The sequence below is a fragment of the Thioclava arctica genome (assembly GCF_040892615.1).
Lineage (GTDB): Bacteria > Pseudomonadota > Alphaproteobacteria > Rhodobacterales > Rhodobacteraceae > Thioclava > Thioclava arctica.
On record NZ_JBFRYC010000001.1, the window covers coordinates 139,823 to 156,501 of the forward strand.

Genomic DNA, 16,679 nt, shown 5'->3' on the forward strand with positions numbered 1-16,679 from the left:
TGAAGGAGATCGAAATGAGCCGGACTGTCTATCTGAACGGGGCGTATCTGCCCGAGGAAGAGGCCACGGTCTCGATCTTTGACCGGGGCTTCGTGATGGGCGACGCGGTTTATGAGGTCACCTCGATTTTGGGCGGCAAGATCCTCGAATTCGAAGGTCACATGAACCGTCTGGCCCGCTCGCTCAGCGAGTTGGAGATGACCTGCGATCTGAGCCGCGAGCAATGGATCGAGATCCACCGCGAGCTGATCGCGCGCAACAATATTGACGAGGGGCTGGTGTATTTGCAGGTCTCGCGCGGCAATGCGGGGGATCGCGATTTCCATTACCCGCCCGCAGGCACGCCGCCCACCGTTGTGCTGTATACCCAAGCCAAGACGAACCTCGCCAATGATCCCAAAGCAAAGATCGGCATCAAGGTGATCTCGCTGCCCGATCTGCGTTGGCATCGCCGCGACATCAAGACCGTGCAACTGCTCTATCCCTCGATGGCCAAGATGGCCGCCGAAGCGCAGGGCAAGAATGATGCGTGGTTCGTTGAGGACGGGTTTGTCACCGAGGGCAGCTCGAACAACACCTATATCGTCAAGGGCAACAAGATCATCACGCGGCATCTGTCGCATGATATCCTGCACGGGATCACCCGCGTCTCACTGCTGAAATACGCCGCCGAAGCGCAGATGGAGATCGAGGAACGCCCTTATACCATCGCCGAAGCGCAGGCCGCCGATGAGGCGTTTTTCACCTCGGCCTCGGCGTTCGTGATGCCGGTGGTCGAGGTCGATGGCGCGACGATCGGGTCAGGTAAACCCGGCCCCGTGGCGGCGCGTCTGCGTGAAATCTACCTAGAGGAAAGCCTCAAGGCCGCGATCTGATCTGCGTCAAAACGTGCGACATGAAAAAGCCCCGGCCAGCCCAGCCGGGGCTTTTTGCCCATGCGGTGCCTGAGGTCAGGCAACAGCCTGGGCGCGGAAAGACACAACCTCGGGTGTCAACTGCGCAGCCTCGATGTTTTCGATCAGCAAAATCGGCTCATCCGCGATCAGGGCAATCGTGTGCGGTCCCGATTGGGCGGGCGAAAAGCGGATTTCATTGCGATGCGGGGCAGGGCCGTCCATTTCAAGTACGATCTGGTCACCCAGCGTGAACCCCGTGATGCGCGGCAAGTCGGCCTCATCTTCGGCAAGATCGCTTTCTGCTTCGGCGCTGTCCAGCATCGCCGCGATTCGGGCCATGACGGCGGCATCAGCATCGCCCGGCACAGCTGCTGCCCCGCGATCCGGGCGCGTGCGCGCAACATCACTTTTCGCGTCTTCCAGCGCTGTCTCGCGCAATTCACTGAGCGGCACGATCGGAGCTGTCAAATGGCTAAGCGTCTCGTCGCTTTGGCCTTTGGCCGCCCGCTTGAGGACGCGCAGTTTGAACTCGGGTAGTTGAAATCGGGGCAGTTCGTACTTGGTGCGTTTCTTGCGCATGCGTGGGGCGGGCACCGCGTCGCTTGCTGGGGTCTGCGCGCGCGTGTTTTTCACCCCAGCCGGGCGGGGCGAAAGTTCGGCCCAGCCCAGCAGGGCCAGCGCGATTGTCACGGCAAGAAGCAAAGCGAACATAGTTGAAAACTCCCGAATGTGACGGGTAGCATGCGGGCCGCTCGCACAGCGGGCAAGGCGTTTGTGGGGGCGATCGGGTGGGATTGTTCACGTCTGCTTTGCCAATCTCAACCTCTCGGTAGGATTACCCAAAACGCGTGCATCAAAGCCAAAAACGGGGTGACGAAACCAAGATTAAAGCGGGCAAAACCAGTGCTGATTTCACCCGCCAAAGACCGCCGATTCGGGCCTGAACGTGTCAGATTCTGCGTGGCAGATGGAGCTCGGGCGATGCGGTGTTCAGCGTCGAGTCGATCCCCAACACGACCGAGGTCGGCTGCAAATCCGCAAGCTGGGTATTTTGCAGCACCGCCACCGACTGACCCCAAAGCGAGACGGTCACATCCGCGCCGGTTTGCCCGATGGTGAAATCGTCGCTGGCCTTGTAATTGAACACATCGATCAACAGGACCTCGCCGGTATCCCCGTTCTCGGCCGTTCCCGACGGGGTCGGGTTGAAATCGGTGATCGTGGCCGCTTGTCCCACCCCTTTAGAGGGCGAAACCACGAAATTATCCCAGCCCGTGCCGCCGGTGACCTGATCGCCGTCATCAGCGAACAGCACGTCATTGCCTGCACCGCCATCCAAGGTATCGGAATAGCCCGACAGAGTGTCGACGGCGACAAGTTCATCATCGCCATAGCCGCCATTCAGGGAATCGCTGCCCTGATAGTCAAACAGCACGTCATCGCCGGTATTGCCGCGCAACGTGTCGTCTCCATACCCGCCGAGCAGGGAATCATTGCCGCTGCCGCCATCAATGTAGTCGTCGCCAGACCCGCCGGTGCCGCCAAAATAGTCATTGGATTCCAGACGGAAGACCAACGAGTTGATCGAACTGGTCGAGAACACGTACTTGGCTGAGGCCTCATCCAGTGTGTTGCCATCGTCGCCGCCCTCAAGCCACAGCGTGTCATCGCCCGACGAACCGTTCAGCGTATCGCTGTAATCGGTGCCGCGCAGCGTGTCGTTCAACGCCCCGCCTCGCAGATCGACGCCTTCACCGGGGCCCGGGCTGGCGCCGACGATGCTGTCGCCGGCTTCGGGGTCCTTACCCGTCGCAGGCGTATCCGCGCCCGAGATGGTGTCGCTGCCCGCGTCGCCACCCGCGGTGGTATCGCTGCCAGTGTCGGTGCTGCCTTGATCGGTGTTGCCGGTGTCGCTGCCCGCATTCGTGCCTGTGTCGACAGGCGCATCGGTCAGATCGCCATTGCCCGTATCAGCGCTGTGATCGTCTTCACTTTCGGAGGGCGTATCGGTTTCGTCGTCATCGGAGGCGCCACCCATCACGAAGGCCAAGGGAAGAAAGGCTAAAAAAAGTAATGCGAACATCGTGGAAATCCCGGAAAAGGTTAATATCTTGCTTATCCGGGCCGATCACGGCCTAGTCAACGAAAATAACGAATGCGCGAGATCACGTTTTCCACTGCGCAACAATGACGTCAAAATTCCGGACATTGTTCGCGCGTATTGCGCCGCTTGCGCCTGCGCGCCCGGCCAAACCACGCCAAAGACGGCATCAGGCGGCGCTACAATGTCTGTAGCGAAATATAGCCGTGGTTCTTGGTGAAATTACCGCCTTACAGGCCGCTCTCGGTGAGGACCTGTTGCAAAATCGGGGCCAGCCGGAGCGCCCATTGGGCTTGCTGCTCGGGGGTTGCGATCAGATCGTTGCGCAGCTCGATCAGCACGTTGGGGCGGCCGTGTTGCAACGCGTGGCGGTCGATGGAATCGCCCTCGAGATGGCCCAGATAGGGCTCGTTATCGCCCACGCACAGATCGGGCTCTTGGCGCAGTCGCGCGATCAGGGGCAGGGCGAGGCGGCTATCGGAATGGTCATGCAGAACCCCCACTTGCCAAGGACGCTGCGCCCGCCCGCGCAGCCGAGGCGTATAAGAGTGCACCGCACAAATCACGCTATCATCGCGCCGCGCGGCCAAGTCGCGATAGGCCTGATGGTAGGGGCGATACAGCCGCTCCAGCCGCTCTGTGATCTGCGCCGGACTGGCGACGCGATTGGCGGGAATGATCGTGCCATCATAAAGCTGCATCACCAGCGTCGGATCATCCTCGCCCCTGTTCGGATCAATCACGAGCCGCGAGAAATTGCTTGCGATCAGCGGCGCGTCCAGATGCTCGGCCAAGGCCTGGGACAGACCCAGTGCGCCCACGTCATAGGCGATGTGGCGCGCCATATCCGTCGCCGCAATTCCCAGATCGCCCCCGGCCACCCAGTCGGGCACCGTGTTGCGGGCATGATCGCAGGTGACAAGCCAACGCGCAGCGCGCGCCTTGCCGGTAATTGTGTAGGGGGATTGATCTGTCATCATCTCTTCACGCTTGCTCGATATCGCCCCAAATAGACCGAAACTTGACCCAAGGGCCAGTTGCAGCCCGCGACAATTTGCGCCATACCCTTTATTGGCCCACGAAATGACACCAATTTGATCAGGAGACGAGGACGCATGAGACGCCTTCGCAACGTTAAAATCGTGGCCACTTTGGGCCCATCCTCATCGGACTATGAAAGCATCAAGGCGCTGTTTGTCGCCGGTGCCGATGTGTTCCGCCTCAATATGAGCCATGGCACCCATGACGAGCATCGCGCCCGTCACGCTATCATTCGCAAGCTCGAAACCGAGTTTTCGCGCCCGATCGCTATTCTCGCCGACCTTCAGGGGCCAAAGCTGCGCGTGGGCACTTTTGCCGCCGGTGCCGTCGAACTCGAAGAGGGCGATGCGTTCCGCTTTGACCTTGAAGACGTGCCGGGCACCAATCAACGCGCGCGCCTCCCCCATCCCGAGATTTTCGCCGCCCTCGAACCGGGCTCGGAGCTGCTGGTCAATGACGGCAAGATCCGCCTGCGCGTCGAAGATTGCGGTGCTGATTACGCCAATTGCACCGTTACCGTGGGCGGCACGATTTCCGACCGTAAGGGCGTGAACGTGCCCGACGTGGTGCTGCCGGTGGCCGCACTGTCAGACAAGGACCGCAAGGATCTGGAATTCGCCTGCGAAATGGGCGTGGACTGGCTGGCGCTCAGCTTCGTGCAGCGCCCTGAAGACGTGATCGAGGCGCGCGAATTGGCCAAGGGCCGCGCGGCGATCCTCAGCAAGATCGAGAAACCCTCAGCGGTGCGCTGCTTTGATGACATCCTTGCCGTGTCTGACGGGGTGATGGTCGCGCGCGGTGATCTTGGGGTCGAATTGCCGGTGCAGGCCGTGCCGCCGATCCAGAAACAACTGATCCGCAAATGTCGCGCCGCCGCCAAGCCGGTGATCGTCGCGACCCAGATGCTTGAATCGATGATCGAAAGCCCGATGCCGACGCGCGCCGAAGTCTCTGACGTGGCCACCGCGATCTATGAAGGCGCCGATGCGGTCATGCTCAGCGCGGAATCCGCAGCCGGGCGCTATCCGGTCGAGGCGGTCGAGACAATGAACAACGTCGCGATCTCGGTCGAGAAAGATCCGATCTATCGCGAAGTCATCGAAGCCTCGCGCAATGCCGACCGCCAGACCGTCGCCGACGGGATCGTGGCTGCCGCACGCGAGATCGCCGAGACCACGGATATCGCGGCGATTTGCGCCTATACCCAGTCGGGCAAGACGGTGGCACTGACCGCGCGCGAACGTCCGCGCGTGCCGATCATCGCGCTCTCGCCGATCGACGCCACGCTACGCCGTATGACCCTGACCTGGGGCGTGCACGCCGTGCATTGCGGCGAGCTGGAGCGCTTTAAGCAGGCTGTCGTCAACGCCGCCCGCGCGGCGCGCGATTTCGGCTTTGCCGATGAGACGCAGCAGATCATCGTGACCGCCGGTGTGCCCTTTAACGTGCAGGGCACAACCAACATTCTTCGTGTCGCGCCCTGCGATGAAAGATTGATTTATCGCACTGACCCTGAGTAAACTTTCCTGAGGGAGAGCATCACGAAAGGGGCGTGCCATGGATTTGTCCGGGCTTGATACCGATCTGATCCTGACGATTGGTCTGGTGATCGCGATTTTCGCGATCCCGGCCGTCATCTCGGCCTTTTCCGATCAACGTCCGCCGCGCGCTGCAACCTTGGCGGTTCTGGTGTCGGGCGGGCTGATCTTGCTGGCCTTCTACGCCAAACCCGGCGGCTACACGATTGAACGCGTCCCCGACGCGGTGGCACGCACTGTCGCGCGGGTCTTCAACTAGCCAGCGCTTTGCGCTTTGCTCTGTGATTTCGCAAGTTTGGCCTTGCCAAGCGCAGCCCGCGCGTCTATCCAGCGCGCTCGACCCACGCGTGGCCGGCCAAAGTGGCATGCCGAGTCGCGCTTCCACACCCTGAAAAGGAGCTGTAAATGCCCAAGATGAAGACGAAATCCGCTGCGAAAAAGCGGTTCAAGTTCACCGCGACCGGCAAGATCAAAGTCGGTCACGCTGGTAAGCGCCACGGCATGATCAAACGCTCCACGAAATTCATCCGCGACACTGCAGGCACCATGGTGCTGTGCGACGCGGATACGAAAATCGTGAAGAAATACATGCCTTATAATCGCTGATCGGGAGACTTGAACAATGTCACGCGTTAAATCCGGGAAAGTCACCCACGCCGCGCACAAGAAAGTGCTGAAAAAGGCGAAAGGCTATTACTCCGCGCGCTCGCGCAACTTCCGTACTGCTACGCAGGCGGTCGACAAGGCCAACCAATACGCGACCCGTGACCGCAAGGCACGCAAGCGTAACTTCCGCGCGCTCTGGATCCAGCGTATCAACGCCGCCGTGCGTTTGGTCGATGCCGATCTGAGCTACTCGAAGTTCATCCACGGTCTGGCTCTGGCTGGTGTCGAAGTGGACCGCAAGGTTCTCGCCGATCTCGCCGTGCACGAGCCCGAGGCGTTCGCCGCCATCGTGGAGCAGGCCAAAGCTGCCGCTGCAACGGCTGTTGCTGCCTAAGCACTGCCGCTCATCGAAATTCTGAAAGGCCGCCCTCAGGGGCGGCCTTTTTCGTTGCCCCATCACAAGGCGCGGGCGTCGGGGCCGCGCCCCTGCGCAGTGCCGCCGCATCGCACAGGATGACGATCCATACAGCTTTGTGAACGTTGCCTGCGCGTGAGCGACCCTACTCATCAAGCGCAAGCGGGCTACCCTGTGCCTCAAGCCGCGCAATGTCTGCCGCGCGCCCTCCCAAACAAGGACTCGAGCATGACCGTAAACGCCTATGCTGCAACCGCCGCTGACGCCGATCTGACGCCCTTTGCCATCGACCGGCGCGCCCTGCGTCCCGATGACGTGGCGATTGATATCGACTTTTGTGGCGTCTGCCATTCCGACCTGCACACCGCGCGCAACGATTGGGGTCACACGACCTATCCGGTCGTTCCGGGCCATGAAATCATTGGCCGCGTGCGCGCGGTCGGGGCCGATGTAACTGGCTTCAAAACCGGCGATCTTGTCGGTGTCGGCTGTCTGGTGGATAGCTGCCAACATTGTGCCGCCTGCGATCACGACGAAGAGCAATACTGCCTGAACGGCTGGACGGGCACCTATGGGTCTGTCGATAAGGTGGACGGCACGATCACCCATGGCGGCTATGCGCAATCCATTGTCGTCAACGACAAATTCGTCCTGCGCGTGCCGGAGACTCTGGACCCTGCGGGGGCCGCGCCGCTGCTTTGTGCGGGCATCACCACCTGGTCGCCGCTGCGCCATTGGAACGTGGGGAAGGGGTCTAAAGTGGCGGTTGTCGGGCTTGGCGGGCTGGGGCATATGGCGCTGAAACTGGCCAATGCGCTGGGCGCTGAGGTCACGCTGTTTTCGCGCTCGCCCTCAAAGGTCGAAGACGCCAAACGGCTTGGCGCGCATAAGGTCGTGATCTCGACCGATGCCGATGCGATGGCTGAGGTGTCCAATGAGTTCGATCTGATCATCGACACCGTGCCCTATGTCCATGACATCAACCCCTACATGCCGACGCTGGCCTATAATGGCACGCTGGTGCTGGTGGGCTATCTGGGGCCGATTGATCCGGTTCTGAATTCGGTCATGATGGTGCTCGGGCGGCGTTCGGTCGCGGGCTCTTTGATCGGCGGGATCAAGGAAACGCAGGAGATGCTGGAATTCTGCGGCGCGCATGGCATCACCTCGGATGTCGAGGTTATCCGGATCGAGGAGATCAACGCAGCCTATGAGCGGATGCTGAAATCCGATGTCAAATATCGCTTCGTGATCGACAATTCGACGCTGGCCTAAGCCGATCTTCCCCCGTCGGAACCGGCGGGGGAAGACAATCTGACCGCCCAAACATAGCGATGGCGCAGGGTTAAGCGCAGTCTCCAGACAGGGCGGCGTGACGCCCGGTCCCAAAGTGATCTAGTCGGCCATCAATTCCTTGAGCCGCGCCTCTTCATCGCTGGACAGCGCGGGCGACGCTGGGCCCTCGCTCGCATTGCGCCGTGAGCGGACGTAGAAAAAGCCCCCGATCAGCGCCAGCAACAACGCGCCCGGCCCGAGATACCAAAGCAGCAGGTTCGCCCCGGTCTTTTCCGGCTCGAACAGCACATATTCGCCGTAGCGATCAGTGACGTAGTCGATCACCTGCGTGTCCGTGTCGCCCGCCTGCAGACGCTCGCGCACCAGAAGCCGCAGGTCCTTGGACACGGCGGCATTGGAGTCGTCGATATTTTCACCCTGACAGACCGGGCAGCGCAGCACTTTCGAGATCTCGCGCGCACGGGATTCGAGCGCGGGATCCTTTAGCACCTCGCTGGGCTGGACCGCGTAGATTGGCGCGGCCCAGATAAGCAAAACTAAACTGAGAACGAGTTTCTTAAGCATTGCTTATTCCGCCGGAGTTGCATGGGTCGGCGCGGTGCTGGTTTTGCGTGCACCCGCCGCGACGCGGTAGCGCCGATCACTCAGGCTTAGCAAACCGCCCAGCGCCATGATGATCGCACCCGCCCAGATCCAATCCGCGAACGGCTTGATATAGGTGCGCACCGCATAGCCGCCATCCTGCTGGGGATCACCGATCACCAGATAGATATCGCGCAGGAAGGTGGTGTGAATCGCGGCCTCGGTCGTGGGCATGCGCTGCACCGGATAGATCCGCTTTTCGGGATGCATCGTGGCGATCAGCTTGCCGTCCTGTTTGACCACCATCGTGCCGGTGGTGGAGGTGTAGTTCGGACCTTGCACCGCCTCGACCTTTTGCAGCGTGATCTCATAGCCATCCACGGTGAAGGGCTGACCCAACTGCGCCACGCGGATATCCTCGACCGATCCTGCCAGCAACAAGCCGATGCCGATAAAGGTGATGCCAAGGCCGGAATGTGCCGTGGCCTTGCCCCAGTCCGCGCGCGGCAAGCGCCGCAGACGCGCAGGGCTCCCGGCGGCGCGGGTCCACAGCTCGGTTGCAGAGCCCAGGACCAGCCAGCTACCAAGGAAGGTTGCGATCAGCGCCATCAGCGAATTGCCCGTTTCCAGCGACCATGCCAGACCACCAATCGCCAGCGCCAGCACGAAGGCGGGAACAAGACGACGCACGGTGCGCCCAAGGCGCGCGCGCTTCCACGGCATCATCGCACCGATTGGCAATACCAGCGCCAGAATGATCATGAAGGGTGTGAAGGCCTGATCAAAGAACGGTGCCCCGACCGACAGTTTGCGGCCAAAGAACATCTCGGCCACCAGCGGCCAGATCGTGCCGACAAACACCACCAAAGCGGCCACAGCCAGCAGGATATTGTTCACCACCAGCGCCGTTTCGCGGCTCACCATCGAGAACACGCCCTTGGCCTGCATCGAGCCCGCACGGAAGGCAAACAATGTCAGCGCGCCGCCCACGAAGAAGGCCAGAATGCCAAGGATGAAAATCCCGCGTGAGGGATCAGAGGCAAAGCTGTGCACCGAGGTGATCACCCCCGAGCGCACGATGAACGTCCCGATCAGCGAGAAACCAAACGCCATGATCGACAGCAGGATCGTCCAGCTTTTCAGCGACTCGCGCTTTTCAACCACGATTGCGGAATGCAGCAGGGCAGCGGCCAGCAACCACGGCATAAACGAGGCGTTCTCGACCGGGTCCCAGAACCAAAAACCACCCCAGCCAAGTTCGTAATAGGCCCACCACGAGCCGAGCGCGATCCCGATGGTCAGGAAAACCCAGGCCGCCAGCGTCCACGGGCGCACCCAGCGCGCCCAGGTCGCATCGACGCGCCCCTCAAGCAGGGCCGCGACTGCGAAAGAGAACGCCATCGAAAGCCCGACATAGCCGAGATACAGGAACGGCGGGTGAAATGCGAGACCGGGGTCTTGCAGAAGCGGGTTCATCCCCTCGCCATTGAACGGCGCCTCGGTGAGACGCGTGAACGGGTTAGAGGTGAAGATAATGAAGGCAAGGAACGCCACGCCGATCCAGGCTTGAATCGACAGCACGCGCGCGCGCAGACGCGGCGGCAGGGCGCCTCCGAAAAAGGCGGCAGCGGCCCCGAACAGCGCGAGGATCAGCACCCAGAGCAGCATCGAGCCCTCATGGTTGCCCCAAACCCCGGTGACCTTATAGAGCATCGGCTTGTCGGTATGGGAGTTGGCCCAGACCAGTTTCAGCGAGAAATCCGACACCACGAAGGCATGGGTCAAAGCCGCAAAGCTGACCACAAGCAGCAAGAATTGCGCAATTGCGGCAGGGTCGCCCACCGCCATCCAGCCACGCCAGCCTTTATGCGCGCCCACCAGCGGCACCGTTGCCTGCACCAGCGCCACACCAAGTGCCAGTATCAAGGCGAAATGGCCTAGTTCATTGATCATCGGGAATCCTCCTGTCGCTGAATGAGCATAGAGACAACTGAAGCTGCGGCCAAGGAGGATGCGCGCCGATGTCGCAATCCATCACGACTCCGTGAATGGTCGCGCTTGGCGGGGCGCGCTATTGGGGGGGCAACCGCCCTTTTTCCATGTGGCCACAACGCCGTTGCACGGTGGTGCGGGTGCTGCGATCCGGAGGCGTCTGGCAAAAGGAAATGTGATGCGTGCGATCATGATCGGATCGGTTCTGGCATTGGCGGTGTTGGCCGCATGCAAACCCCAAGAGTCCGACCCTTTGGAGGCGCTTGCGCCCAACGTGATCTGGGAGGTGACCGAGATTGCCGGGCAGCCGGTGCCCGCCAATGTCGAGGTGACGCTGACCCATCCCGAAAAAGGGCTGATCGCGGGCAATTCGGGGTGCAATCGCTATAACGGGCGGATCTCGAACCAAGGCGGGCGGGTGCGCGTGGGCGAGTTGGTTGGCACGCGGATGGCATGCCCGGCTGATGTCATGGCGGTGGAGGGCGCGTTTCATTCCAATATCGCGCGCGTCGATGAGGTGAAAATCGAGGACGACCGGTTGCAGCTGATGGTCGATGGCAAGCCGGTGATCATCGCCAAGCGATAAGCGCCAGAGGCACCTTGCGACCTGCGCCAAGTTCCCCTTGACCGAAGCGGCTTGCATGGCACACTCGCGCCCATGTTCCCCTTGCGCGATCATAACCCGTCGGGCTCTGTACCCTATGTCACTTGGGCGCTGATCGCGATCAATTGTGCGGTCTATGTGATGACCGTCGATTGGGGGCTGGATATGCACGGGGCCTGGTTGCGCAACGCGCTGTGGCCGGGGGCCGTGACGCAGGGCGAAATGCTGCACGGGTTGGTAACGCATATGTTCCTGCATGCAGGGATTTTGCATCTGGCCGGGAATATGCTGTTTCTCTGGGTGTTTGGCGACAATCTTGAAGATCAGCTTGGGCATGTGATCTTTGCTGCGTTTTACCTCGCCTGCGGGCTGGCGGCTGCCTTTGCGCAGGTGGCGTCTGATCCGCAATCGATGGTGCCGATGGTGGGGGCCTCGGGGGCGATTGCGGGGGTGATGGGGGGCTATGTGCTGCTTTATCCGCGCGCGCGCATCGACGTGATGTTCTTCTTCGTGCTGATTTACAAGATCTGGCCGGTGCCCGCTTGGGCGGTGCTGGGGGTGTGGTTCGGTATTCAGGTCGGCAATGAAATCATGGCCGGAACAAGCGGCGGCGTCGCGCATCTGGCTCATATCGGCGGCTTTGTGGCGGGGCTTGCACTGTGTGTTCCGCTGTGGTTGGTCTTGGGCGGGCCGAGGTTCTGGTCACGCACCCATGGCCACCCGCCACACCCCGCAAGCCGGTTCGGGCAAACCCCGATCCCCGTTGTCAGGAGAGACCGCTGATGTTGCCCGATATTCAATCCCCCCACCGGCTGAGCTGTCATTGCGGCGCGGTCGAGATGGCGGTCACGCTGAGCGATGGGCTGGCGACGGCGCGGCGCTGCGATTGCTCGTTTTGCAGGCGGCGCGGAGCGGTTGCGGTCAGCGCACCCCTTGATGGCATCCGGATCTTGAAGGGGGCCGAGGCCCTGACGCTCTATCAATTTGGCACGATGACGGCGAAGCATTATTTCTGCAAGATCTGCGGGATTTACACCCATCACCAGCGCCGCTCAAACCCGAATGAATACGGGGTGAATGCGGCCTGCCTAGAGGGTGTGAACCCGCGCGATCTGGACCCGGTGCGTTGGGCGGATGGGGTCAATCACCCAACCGATCGGCGCGCATAAACGCCGCCGCGCGTTCAGCGATCATCACCGTGGGGGCGTTGGTATTGCCCGACACCACTTGCGGCATCACCGAGGCATCCACCACCCGCAGCCCCGCGATCCCCTGCACACGCAGTTGCGGGTCAACCACCGCCATCTCGTCGCGCCCCATCCGGCAGGTGCCCACCGGGTGATAGATCGTATCGGCGCGCGCGCGGATATCGGCCATCAGCGCGGCGTCCGTTCCGTCATGGGGATACAGTTTGCGCCCGCGCCACGGGTCCAACGACGGGGCGTCGGTGATCTGCTCTAGCAGGCGGGCGGCGCGCAGCATCAGGGCTTGGTCGCGCGGATCTTGCAGAAACGCCGGGTCGATCAGCGGCGCGGCGCGCGGATCGGCGCTGGCCAAGCGCAGCGTGCCGCGCGATTTTGGCCGCATTGCGCAGACATGCACCGACCAGCCATCCGCGAGATGGGGTTTGCGCATATGCTGATCGACGATGCCAACCACGAAATGCAGTTGCAGATCGGGCCGATCGAGGCTGGGGTCCGAGCGCAGAAATGCCCCGCCCTCGGCCATCGGCGAGGCAAACAGCCCCTCGCCATGTTTGCGCCAGCCCGCGCCTGCGCGCGCCAGTCGCATCAGCCCGCGCGGATTGAGCCCCACCACATCGCGGCGCGGCGAGGTGTAGCTGATGATGTAGTCAAGATGGTCGTGCAGGTTCGCCCCCACGCCGGGCAGGTCCAGAACCGGTTCGATCCCATGTTCGCGTAAGTGATCGGCAGGTCCGATGCCCGACAGCATCAACAGTTGGGGCGAGCCAAAGGCCCCGGCGCTGAGGATCACCTCGCGCGTGGCCTCAACACTGAACCGCTTGCGCCCTTGGCGGATCAGCGCCCCGGTGGCGCGGGCGTCCGTTGTCAGGATTTTCTCGGCGCGCGCGCGGGTCAGAACGGTCAGGTTGGGCCGTGCCATGACCGGGTGTAAATAGGCCGCCGCGACCGAGCAACGCTCGCCCTTGCGCGGCCCGTCCCAAAACTGCGTGACCTGATACAGTCCCGCGCCCTCTTGGTCGGGGCCGTTGAAATCGGCGTTCGGCGGGCATTGCACTGCCGCGCAAGCCTCAACGAAAGCACGCGAAATCGGGCGCGGGCGGCGTTGATCGCCCACCTGTAGCGGCCCCGCATCGCCATGCCAGTCAGAAGCGCCGCGCATGTTGCGCTCGCTTGCCAGAAACGACGGCTGGCAGCTTTGCCAATCCCAACCTTCGGCCCCCATCTCGGCCCAATCGTCGTAATCTTGCGGCTGGCCGCGCACATAAAGCATCGCGTTGATCGCGGATGAACCGCCAAGCCCGCGGCCACGTGGCTGAAACCCGCGCCGCCCGTTAAGCTCGGCTTGCGGCGTGGTGTGATAGGCCCAGTTGTGGAGTTGCGGCCGCCCCGAAACCATCGCCGCCACCAGCGCGGGCGCACGCACAAGGATGTCGCGCGCCTCTGTGCCCGCCTCAATCAGGCAAACGGTGCAATCGGGGTCTTGCGACAGCCGCGCGGCCAGAACCGCGCCCGCAGAACCGCCCCCCAAGATCAGGTAATCAAAACGCATCAGGCTCCTCCCCGGCTGGGAAGGAGCCTATCGCGTTTTTTTCGTTAGCAAAGGGTGACGCCGCGTCTTTAGCTGCGCAGCGCGCCGCCGGTGGCCTTGGTGACCTTGTCGATGATCTTGGCGCTCACCGCCTCGATTTCCGCATCGGTCAGGGTCGCATCGCGCGGCTGCAAGCGCACGCTGAGCGCGATGGATTTCTTGCCCGCGCCCATCTGCTCTTCGGCCTTTGCGCCGGTGAACTGGTCAAACAGCTGCACGCTATCGATCAGCTTTTTATCCGCGCCAAGGGCGGCGTTGACGGCTGTGATCGCTTCGACCTGGGCATCCACGACAAAGGCGAAATCGCGCTCGACGGCTTGCAGATCAGAGCTATCCAATGCAGCGCGGGTGGACCCTTTCTTCTTCGGGAAGGGCACGTTTTGCAGCCAGATCGTGAAGGCGACAGCGGGGCCTTTGACGCCCATTTCGCGCAACGTCTTGGGATGCACCTCGCCAAAGCTGGCCAGCACATTGGGTCCAAGCGCCAGCGTGCCCGCGCGACCGGGATGCCACCACGTGTCAAGCTTGCGCGTGATCTGCGCGCGCGCCGGGGCACCGATGGCGGAAAGCGCGGCCTCAAGATCGGCCTTGGCGTCATACAGGTCCACCGGACGGCGCGAGCCCCACGGATCGCGCGGACCCGCTTGGCCGATCAGAAGGCCCGCCGCTTGCACCACCTGCTCGCCCGGCTCGCCACCACTGAAGGCGGGGCCGACCTCGAACAGGGCCAGATCGCTGAAACCGCGCGCCTGATTGCGTGCCGCGGCCTGCATCAGACCGGGCAGCAGATCGGGGCGCATATGGGTCATTTCCGAGGAGATCGGGTTTTCCAACTTCGTCGCATCCGCACCGCCACCGAACAGCGCCGCGCTCTCGGCGTCGATGAAGGAATAGGTCACGCATTCATTGTAGCCAAGGCTGGCAATCGTGCGCCGCGCCATGCGTTCACGCACCTGCATCGGCGTCAGGATCGTGCCCGGAACGCCGCTGGTTTCACGCGCCAAAGGCCGGCCCTGCAGCTTGGTAAGCGAGGCGATGCGGGCCACTTCCTCGACCAGATCGGCCTCACCCAGAACATCGGGGCGCCAGCTCGGCGGGCTTGCCATGTCGCCCTGCAGCGTGAAGCCCAAAGCACTCAGCGTTTCGCGCTGCGTGGCCTCGGGGATATCCATGCCGACCAGCGAAATCACCCGCGCGGGGTCGAGGCGATAGGTGCGCGAGGTGTCGGGCACCGCGCCATCCATCGCGATCTCGGAGGCCTCGCCACCGCACAGATCAAGCACCATCTGCGTCGCCAGTTCCAGCCCCGGCAGGGTGAACTCGGGGTCGATCCCGCGTTCAAACCGATAGCGCGCATCGGAGTTGATTTTCAGCGCCCGGCCCGTGGCGGCGATGGTGATCGGCGTCCAATAGGCGGATTCGAGGAACACATCGACGGTGTTTTCATCCGCGCCCGAGGCCTCACCGCCCATGATCCCGGCCAAGCTTTCGACGCCGTTATCATCGCAGATCACCATGTCGCCTGCGCGCATCGTGTAGGTTTTCTCATCCAGCGCGAGGAACTCTTCGCCGCCCTTGGCAGGCTGAATGCGCAGATCGCCCGCAACCTTGGCCATGTCGAACACATGCAGCGGGCGGTTCAGGTCATAGGTGAAATAGTTGGTGATATCGACCAGCGCGGAAATCGGGCGCAAGCCGATCGCGCGCAGGCGTTTTTGCAGCCATTCCGGGCTGGGGCCGTTGGTGACGCCGCGAATGACGCGACCGGCGAATAGCGGACAGCCCTTTTCCTTGAGCGCCGGGTCAATGCTGACCGAAACGGGGCTGGGGAAGCCGCCGGGAACGGGCTCGACCTCAAGCGGTTTGAGCATTCCCAAACCGCGCGCGGCCAGATCGCGGGCAATGCCGCGCACGCCCAACGCATCGGGGCGGTTGGGGGTGATGGCGATGTCGAACACCGGGTCCACGGCCTCGGGGCGGTTGGCGGCCAGCCAGTCGGTGAATTTTTGGCCGACCTCGCCCGAAGGCAGCTCGATGATGCCGTTATGCTCGTCGCTCAGCTCCAGCTCGCGCTCGGACGCCATCATGCCGTGGCTTTCGACGCCGCGAATTTTGCCCACGCTCAGCGTCACGTCGATGCCGGGCACATAATCGCCCGGCTTGCACAGCACGACCGTGATCCCCTCGCGCGCATTGGGCGCACCGCACACGATCTGCTTTTCGCCCTCATCGGTGAGCACGGTGCACACGCGCAACCGGTCGGCATCGGGGTGCTGCTGGGCGGCGGTGACACGGGCCAGCGTAAACGCGGCCAGCTTGGCGGCGGGGTCGATGACCTCTTCGACCTCAAGCCCCAGATCGGTCAGCGCATAGGCGATCTCATCGACGGAGGCCGTGGTATCAAGGTGATCCTTGAGCCAGGAGAGTGTGAATTTCATGGGCTTCCCTCGGGGTTACTTGCGCTGCGCGAGGTCCTTGTAATCGCCCATGCGCAGGAGTTTCAACTCCCGCCATAGCCGGATCGAGGGTTTTGCGGCAAAAAGCAGCGAGCCAATGAGGAAAAGCCACGTCGCGGGGACCGAGAGCGAGGCATAGAAGAACAGGATCGAGCCGACCACGAAACAGGCGGCGGCGCTGAAATCGACGATGGTGTAGGCGATTTCGGTATAGGCGTAGAAGCGGCGCTGTTCGGGGGTTTGCTCGTGGGCGGGGGTGTCGAAGAGGCGGGGTTGGGTGGTCATGGGGGCTTTCAACTTCCGATTAGCTGTATAAGAAGATAAAAAGATCCTATTAATCCAGCGAGCATCAAATAGCC

General features: G+C 62.3%; 17 protein-coding genes. 9 read left to right on the forward strand and 8 right to left on the reverse strand.

From position 1 onward, the window contains the following. Positions 1 to 14: 14 nt before the first annotated feature. Positions 15 to 875 carry a D-amino-acid transaminase gene (locus AB4874_RS00785; protein ID WP_295534800.1) on the forward strand — a complete coding sequence of 287 codons (861 nt, stop codon included), beginning with the start codon at positions 15 to 17 and terminating at the stop codon, positions 873 to 875. Between the two features lie 75 nt (positions 876 to 950). Here the strand turns inward: AB4874_RS00785 and AB4874_RS00790 are convergent, their stop codons facing one another. From AB4874_RS00790 to AB4874_RS00800, 3 genes are all read right to left on the reverse strand, one after another. Beyond that, a complete protein-coding gene (locus AB4874_RS00790) occupies positions 951 to 1,607 on the reverse strand; it encodes a hypothetical protein (protein WP_368390576.1) in 657 nt (218 codons plus the stop codon). A 238-nt stretch (positions 1,608 to 1,845) separates the two neighbouring features. Further along, the gene (locus tag AB4874_RS00795; protein ID WP_368390577.1) at positions 1,846 to 2,979 is read right to left on the reverse strand and encodes a calcium-binding protein; all 1,134 of its coding nucleotides are present in this window, start codon (positions 2,977 to 2,979) and stop codon (positions 1,846 to 1,848) included. A 248-nt stretch (positions 2,980 to 3,227) separates the two neighbouring features. Continuing rightward, entirely contained in the window at positions 3,228 to 3,974 is a 747-nt protein-coding gene (locus AB4874_RS00800; RefSeq protein WP_368390578.1) for an N-formylglutamate amidohydrolase, read from the reverse strand. A gap of 138 nt (positions 3,975 to 4,112) precedes the next feature. Here AB4874_RS00800 and pyk point away from each other — a divergent pair, with 138 nt between their 5' ends. From pyk to AB4874_RS00825, 5 genes are all read left to right on the forward strand, one after another. Beyond that, a complete protein-coding gene (gene pyk / locus AB4874_RS00805) occupies positions 4,113 to 5,558 on the forward strand; it encodes a pyruvate kinase (protein WP_368390579.1) in 1,446 nt (481 codons plus the stop codon). A 37-nt stretch (positions 5,559 to 5,595) separates the two neighbouring features. Continuing rightward, on the forward strand, positions 5,596 to 5,835 hold the full coding sequence (locus AB4874_RS00810; protein WP_295534784.1) for a hypothetical protein: 240 nt from the start codon (positions 5,596 to 5,598) through the stop codon (positions 5,833 to 5,835). 146 nt (positions 5,836 to 5,981) lie between these two features. Next, the gene (gene rpmI / locus AB4874_RS00815; protein ID WP_295534781.1) at positions 5,982 to 6,182 is read left to right on the forward strand and encodes a 50S ribosomal protein L35; all 201 of its coding nucleotides are present in this window, start codon (positions 5,982 to 5,984) and stop codon (positions 6,180 to 6,182) included. Positions 6,183 to 6,198: 16 nt separating this feature from the next. After that, positions 6,199 to 6,576 carry a 50S ribosomal protein L20 gene (gene rplT, locus AB4874_RS00820; RefSeq protein ID WP_295534778.1) on the forward strand — a complete coding sequence of 126 codons (378 nt, stop codon included), beginning with the start codon at positions 6,199 to 6,201 and terminating at the stop codon, positions 6,574 to 6,576. 249 nt (positions 6,577 to 6,825) lie between these two features. After that, complete coding sequence (locus tag AB4874_RS00825; protein ID WP_368390580.1) at positions 6,826 to 7,872, forward strand: NAD(P)-dependent alcohol dehydrogenase; 1,047 nt, start codon at positions 6,826 to 6,828, stop codon at positions 7,870 to 7,872. A gap of 120 nt (positions 7,873 to 7,992) precedes the next feature. Here the strand turns inward: AB4874_RS00825 and AB4874_RS00830 are convergent, their stop codons facing one another. Continuing rightward, the gene (locus AB4874_RS00830) at positions 7,993 to 8,457 is read right to left on the reverse strand and encodes a cytochrome c-type biogenesis protein (RefSeq protein ID WP_295534773.1); all 465 of its coding nucleotides are present in this window, start codon (positions 8,455 to 8,457) and stop codon (positions 7,993 to 7,995) included. A 3-nt stretch (positions 8,458 to 8,460) separates the two neighbouring features. Beyond that, complete coding sequence (locus AB4874_RS00835) at positions 8,461 to 10,428, reverse strand: heme lyase CcmF/NrfE family subunit (RefSeq protein ID WP_295534770.1); 1,968 nt, start codon at positions 10,426 to 10,428, stop codon at positions 8,461 to 8,463. Positions 10,429 to 10,645: 217 nt separating this feature from the next. On the opposite strand from AB4874_RS00835, the gene AB4874_RS00840 reads away from it, so the two are divergent. The 3 genes from AB4874_RS00840 (at position 10,646) to AB4874_RS00850 (ending at position 12,240) form a co-directional block, all read left to right on the forward strand. After that, positions 10,646 to 11,053, forward strand: coding sequence for an META domain-containing protein (locus tag AB4874_RS00840; protein ID WP_368390581.1), 408 nt, complete (start codon positions 10,646 to 10,648; stop codon positions 11,051 to 11,053). A gap of 72 nt (positions 11,054 to 11,125) precedes the next feature. Next, positions 11,126 to 11,854 carry a rhomboid family intramembrane serine protease gene (locus AB4874_RS00845; RefSeq protein WP_368390582.1) on the forward strand — a complete coding sequence of 243 codons (729 nt, stop codon included), beginning with the start codon at positions 11,126 to 11,128 and terminating at the stop codon, positions 11,852 to 11,854. After that, positions 11,854 to 12,240, forward strand: coding sequence for a GFA family protein (locus tag AB4874_RS00850; RefSeq protein ID WP_368390583.1), 387 nt, complete (start codon positions 11,854 to 11,856; stop codon positions 12,238 to 12,240). Before AB4874_RS00845 ends, AB4874_RS00850 begins: the two co-directional genes overlap by 1 nt. Here AB4874_RS00850 and AB4874_RS00855 read toward each other — a convergent pair. From AB4874_RS00855 to AB4874_RS00865, 3 genes are all read right to left on the reverse strand, one after another. Further along, a complete protein-coding gene (locus AB4874_RS00855; RefSeq protein WP_368390584.1) occupies positions 12,212 to 13,825 on the reverse strand; it encodes a GMC family oxidoreductase in 1,614 nt (537 codons plus the stop codon). The genes AB4874_RS00850 and AB4874_RS00855 overlap by 29 nt on opposite strands. A gap of 68 nt (positions 13,826 to 13,893) precedes the next feature. Beyond that, positions 13,894 to 16,302 carry a phenylalanine--tRNA ligase subunit beta gene (gene pheT, locus AB4874_RS00860; protein ID WP_368390585.1) on the reverse strand — a complete coding sequence of 803 codons (2,409 nt, stop codon included), beginning with the start codon at positions 16,300 to 16,302 and terminating at the stop codon, positions 13,894 to 13,896. Between the two features lie 15 nt (positions 16,303 to 16,317). Then, positions 16,318 to 16,605 carry a YrhK family protein gene (locus AB4874_RS00865; RefSeq protein ID WP_368390586.1) on the reverse strand — a complete coding sequence of 96 codons (288 nt, stop codon included), beginning with the start codon at positions 16,603 to 16,605 and terminating at the stop codon, positions 16,318 to 16,320. Positions 16,606 to 16,679 lie beyond the last annotated feature (74 nt).

Excerpts from the sequence above, each read along its gene's own strand:
- AB4874_RS00785 (WP_295534800.1), top strand. The coding sequence starts at position 15 with ATGAGCCGGACTGTCTATCTGAACGGGGCGTATCTGCCCGAGGAAGAG.
- AB4874_RS00790 (WP_368390576.1), bottom strand. The coding sequence starts at position 1,607 with ATGTTCGCTTTGCTTCTTGCCGTGACAATCGCGCTGGCCCTGCTGGGC.
- AB4874_RS00795 (WP_368390577.1), bottom strand. The coding sequence starts at position 2,979 with ATGTTCGCATTACTTTTTTTAGCCTTTCTTCCCTTGGCCTTCGTGATG.
- AB4874_RS00800 (WP_368390578.1), bottom strand. The coding sequence starts at position 3,974 with ATGACAGATCAATCCCCCTACACAATTACCGGCAAGGCGCGCGCTGCG.
- pyk (WP_368390579.1), top strand. The coding sequence starts at position 4,113 with ATGAGACGCCTTCGCAACGTTAAAATCGTGGCCACTTTGGGCCCATCC.
- AB4874_RS00810 (WP_295534784.1), top strand. The coding sequence starts at position 5,596 with ATGGATTTGTCCGGGCTTGATACCGATCTGATCCTGACGATTGGTCTG.
- rpmI (WP_295534781.1), top strand. The coding sequence starts at position 5,982 with ATGCCCAAGATGAAGACGAAATCCGCTGCGAAAAAGCGGTTCAAGTTC.
- rplT (WP_295534778.1), top strand. The coding sequence starts at position 6,199 with ATGTCACGCGTTAAATCCGGGAAAGTCACCCACGCCGCGCACAAGAAA.
- AB4874_RS00825 (WP_368390580.1), top strand. The coding sequence starts at position 6,826 with ATGACCGTAAACGCCTATGCTGCAACCGCCGCTGACGCCGATCTGACG.
- AB4874_RS00830 (WP_295534773.1), bottom strand. The coding sequence starts at position 8,457 with ATGCTTAAGAAACTCGTTCTCAGTTTAGTTTTGCTTATCTGGGCCGCG.
- AB4874_RS00835 (WP_295534770.1), bottom strand. The coding sequence starts at position 10,428 with ATGATCAATGAACTAGGCCATTTCGCCTTGATACTGGCACTTGGTGTG.
- AB4874_RS00840 (WP_368390581.1), top strand. The coding sequence starts at position 10,646 with ATGCGTGCGATCATGATCGGATCGGTTCTGGCATTGGCGGTGTTGGCC.
- AB4874_RS00845 (WP_368390582.1), top strand. The coding sequence starts at position 11,126 with ATGTTCCCCTTGCGCGATCATAACCCGTCGGGCTCTGTACCCTATGTC.
- AB4874_RS00850 (WP_368390583.1), top strand. The coding sequence starts at position 11,854 with ATGTTGCCCGATATTCAATCCCCCCACCGGCTGAGCTGTCATTGCGGC.
- AB4874_RS00855 (WP_368390584.1), bottom strand. The coding sequence starts at position 13,825 with ATGCGTTTTGATTACCTGATCTTGGGGGGCGGTTCTGCGGGCGCGGTT.
- pheT (WP_368390585.1), bottom strand. The coding sequence starts at position 16,302 with ATGAAATTCACACTCTCCTGGCTCAAGGATCACCTTGATACCACGGCC.
- AB4874_RS00865 (WP_368390586.1), bottom strand. The coding sequence starts at position 16,605 with ATGACCACCCAACCCCGCCTCTTCGACACCCCCGCCCACGAGCAAACC.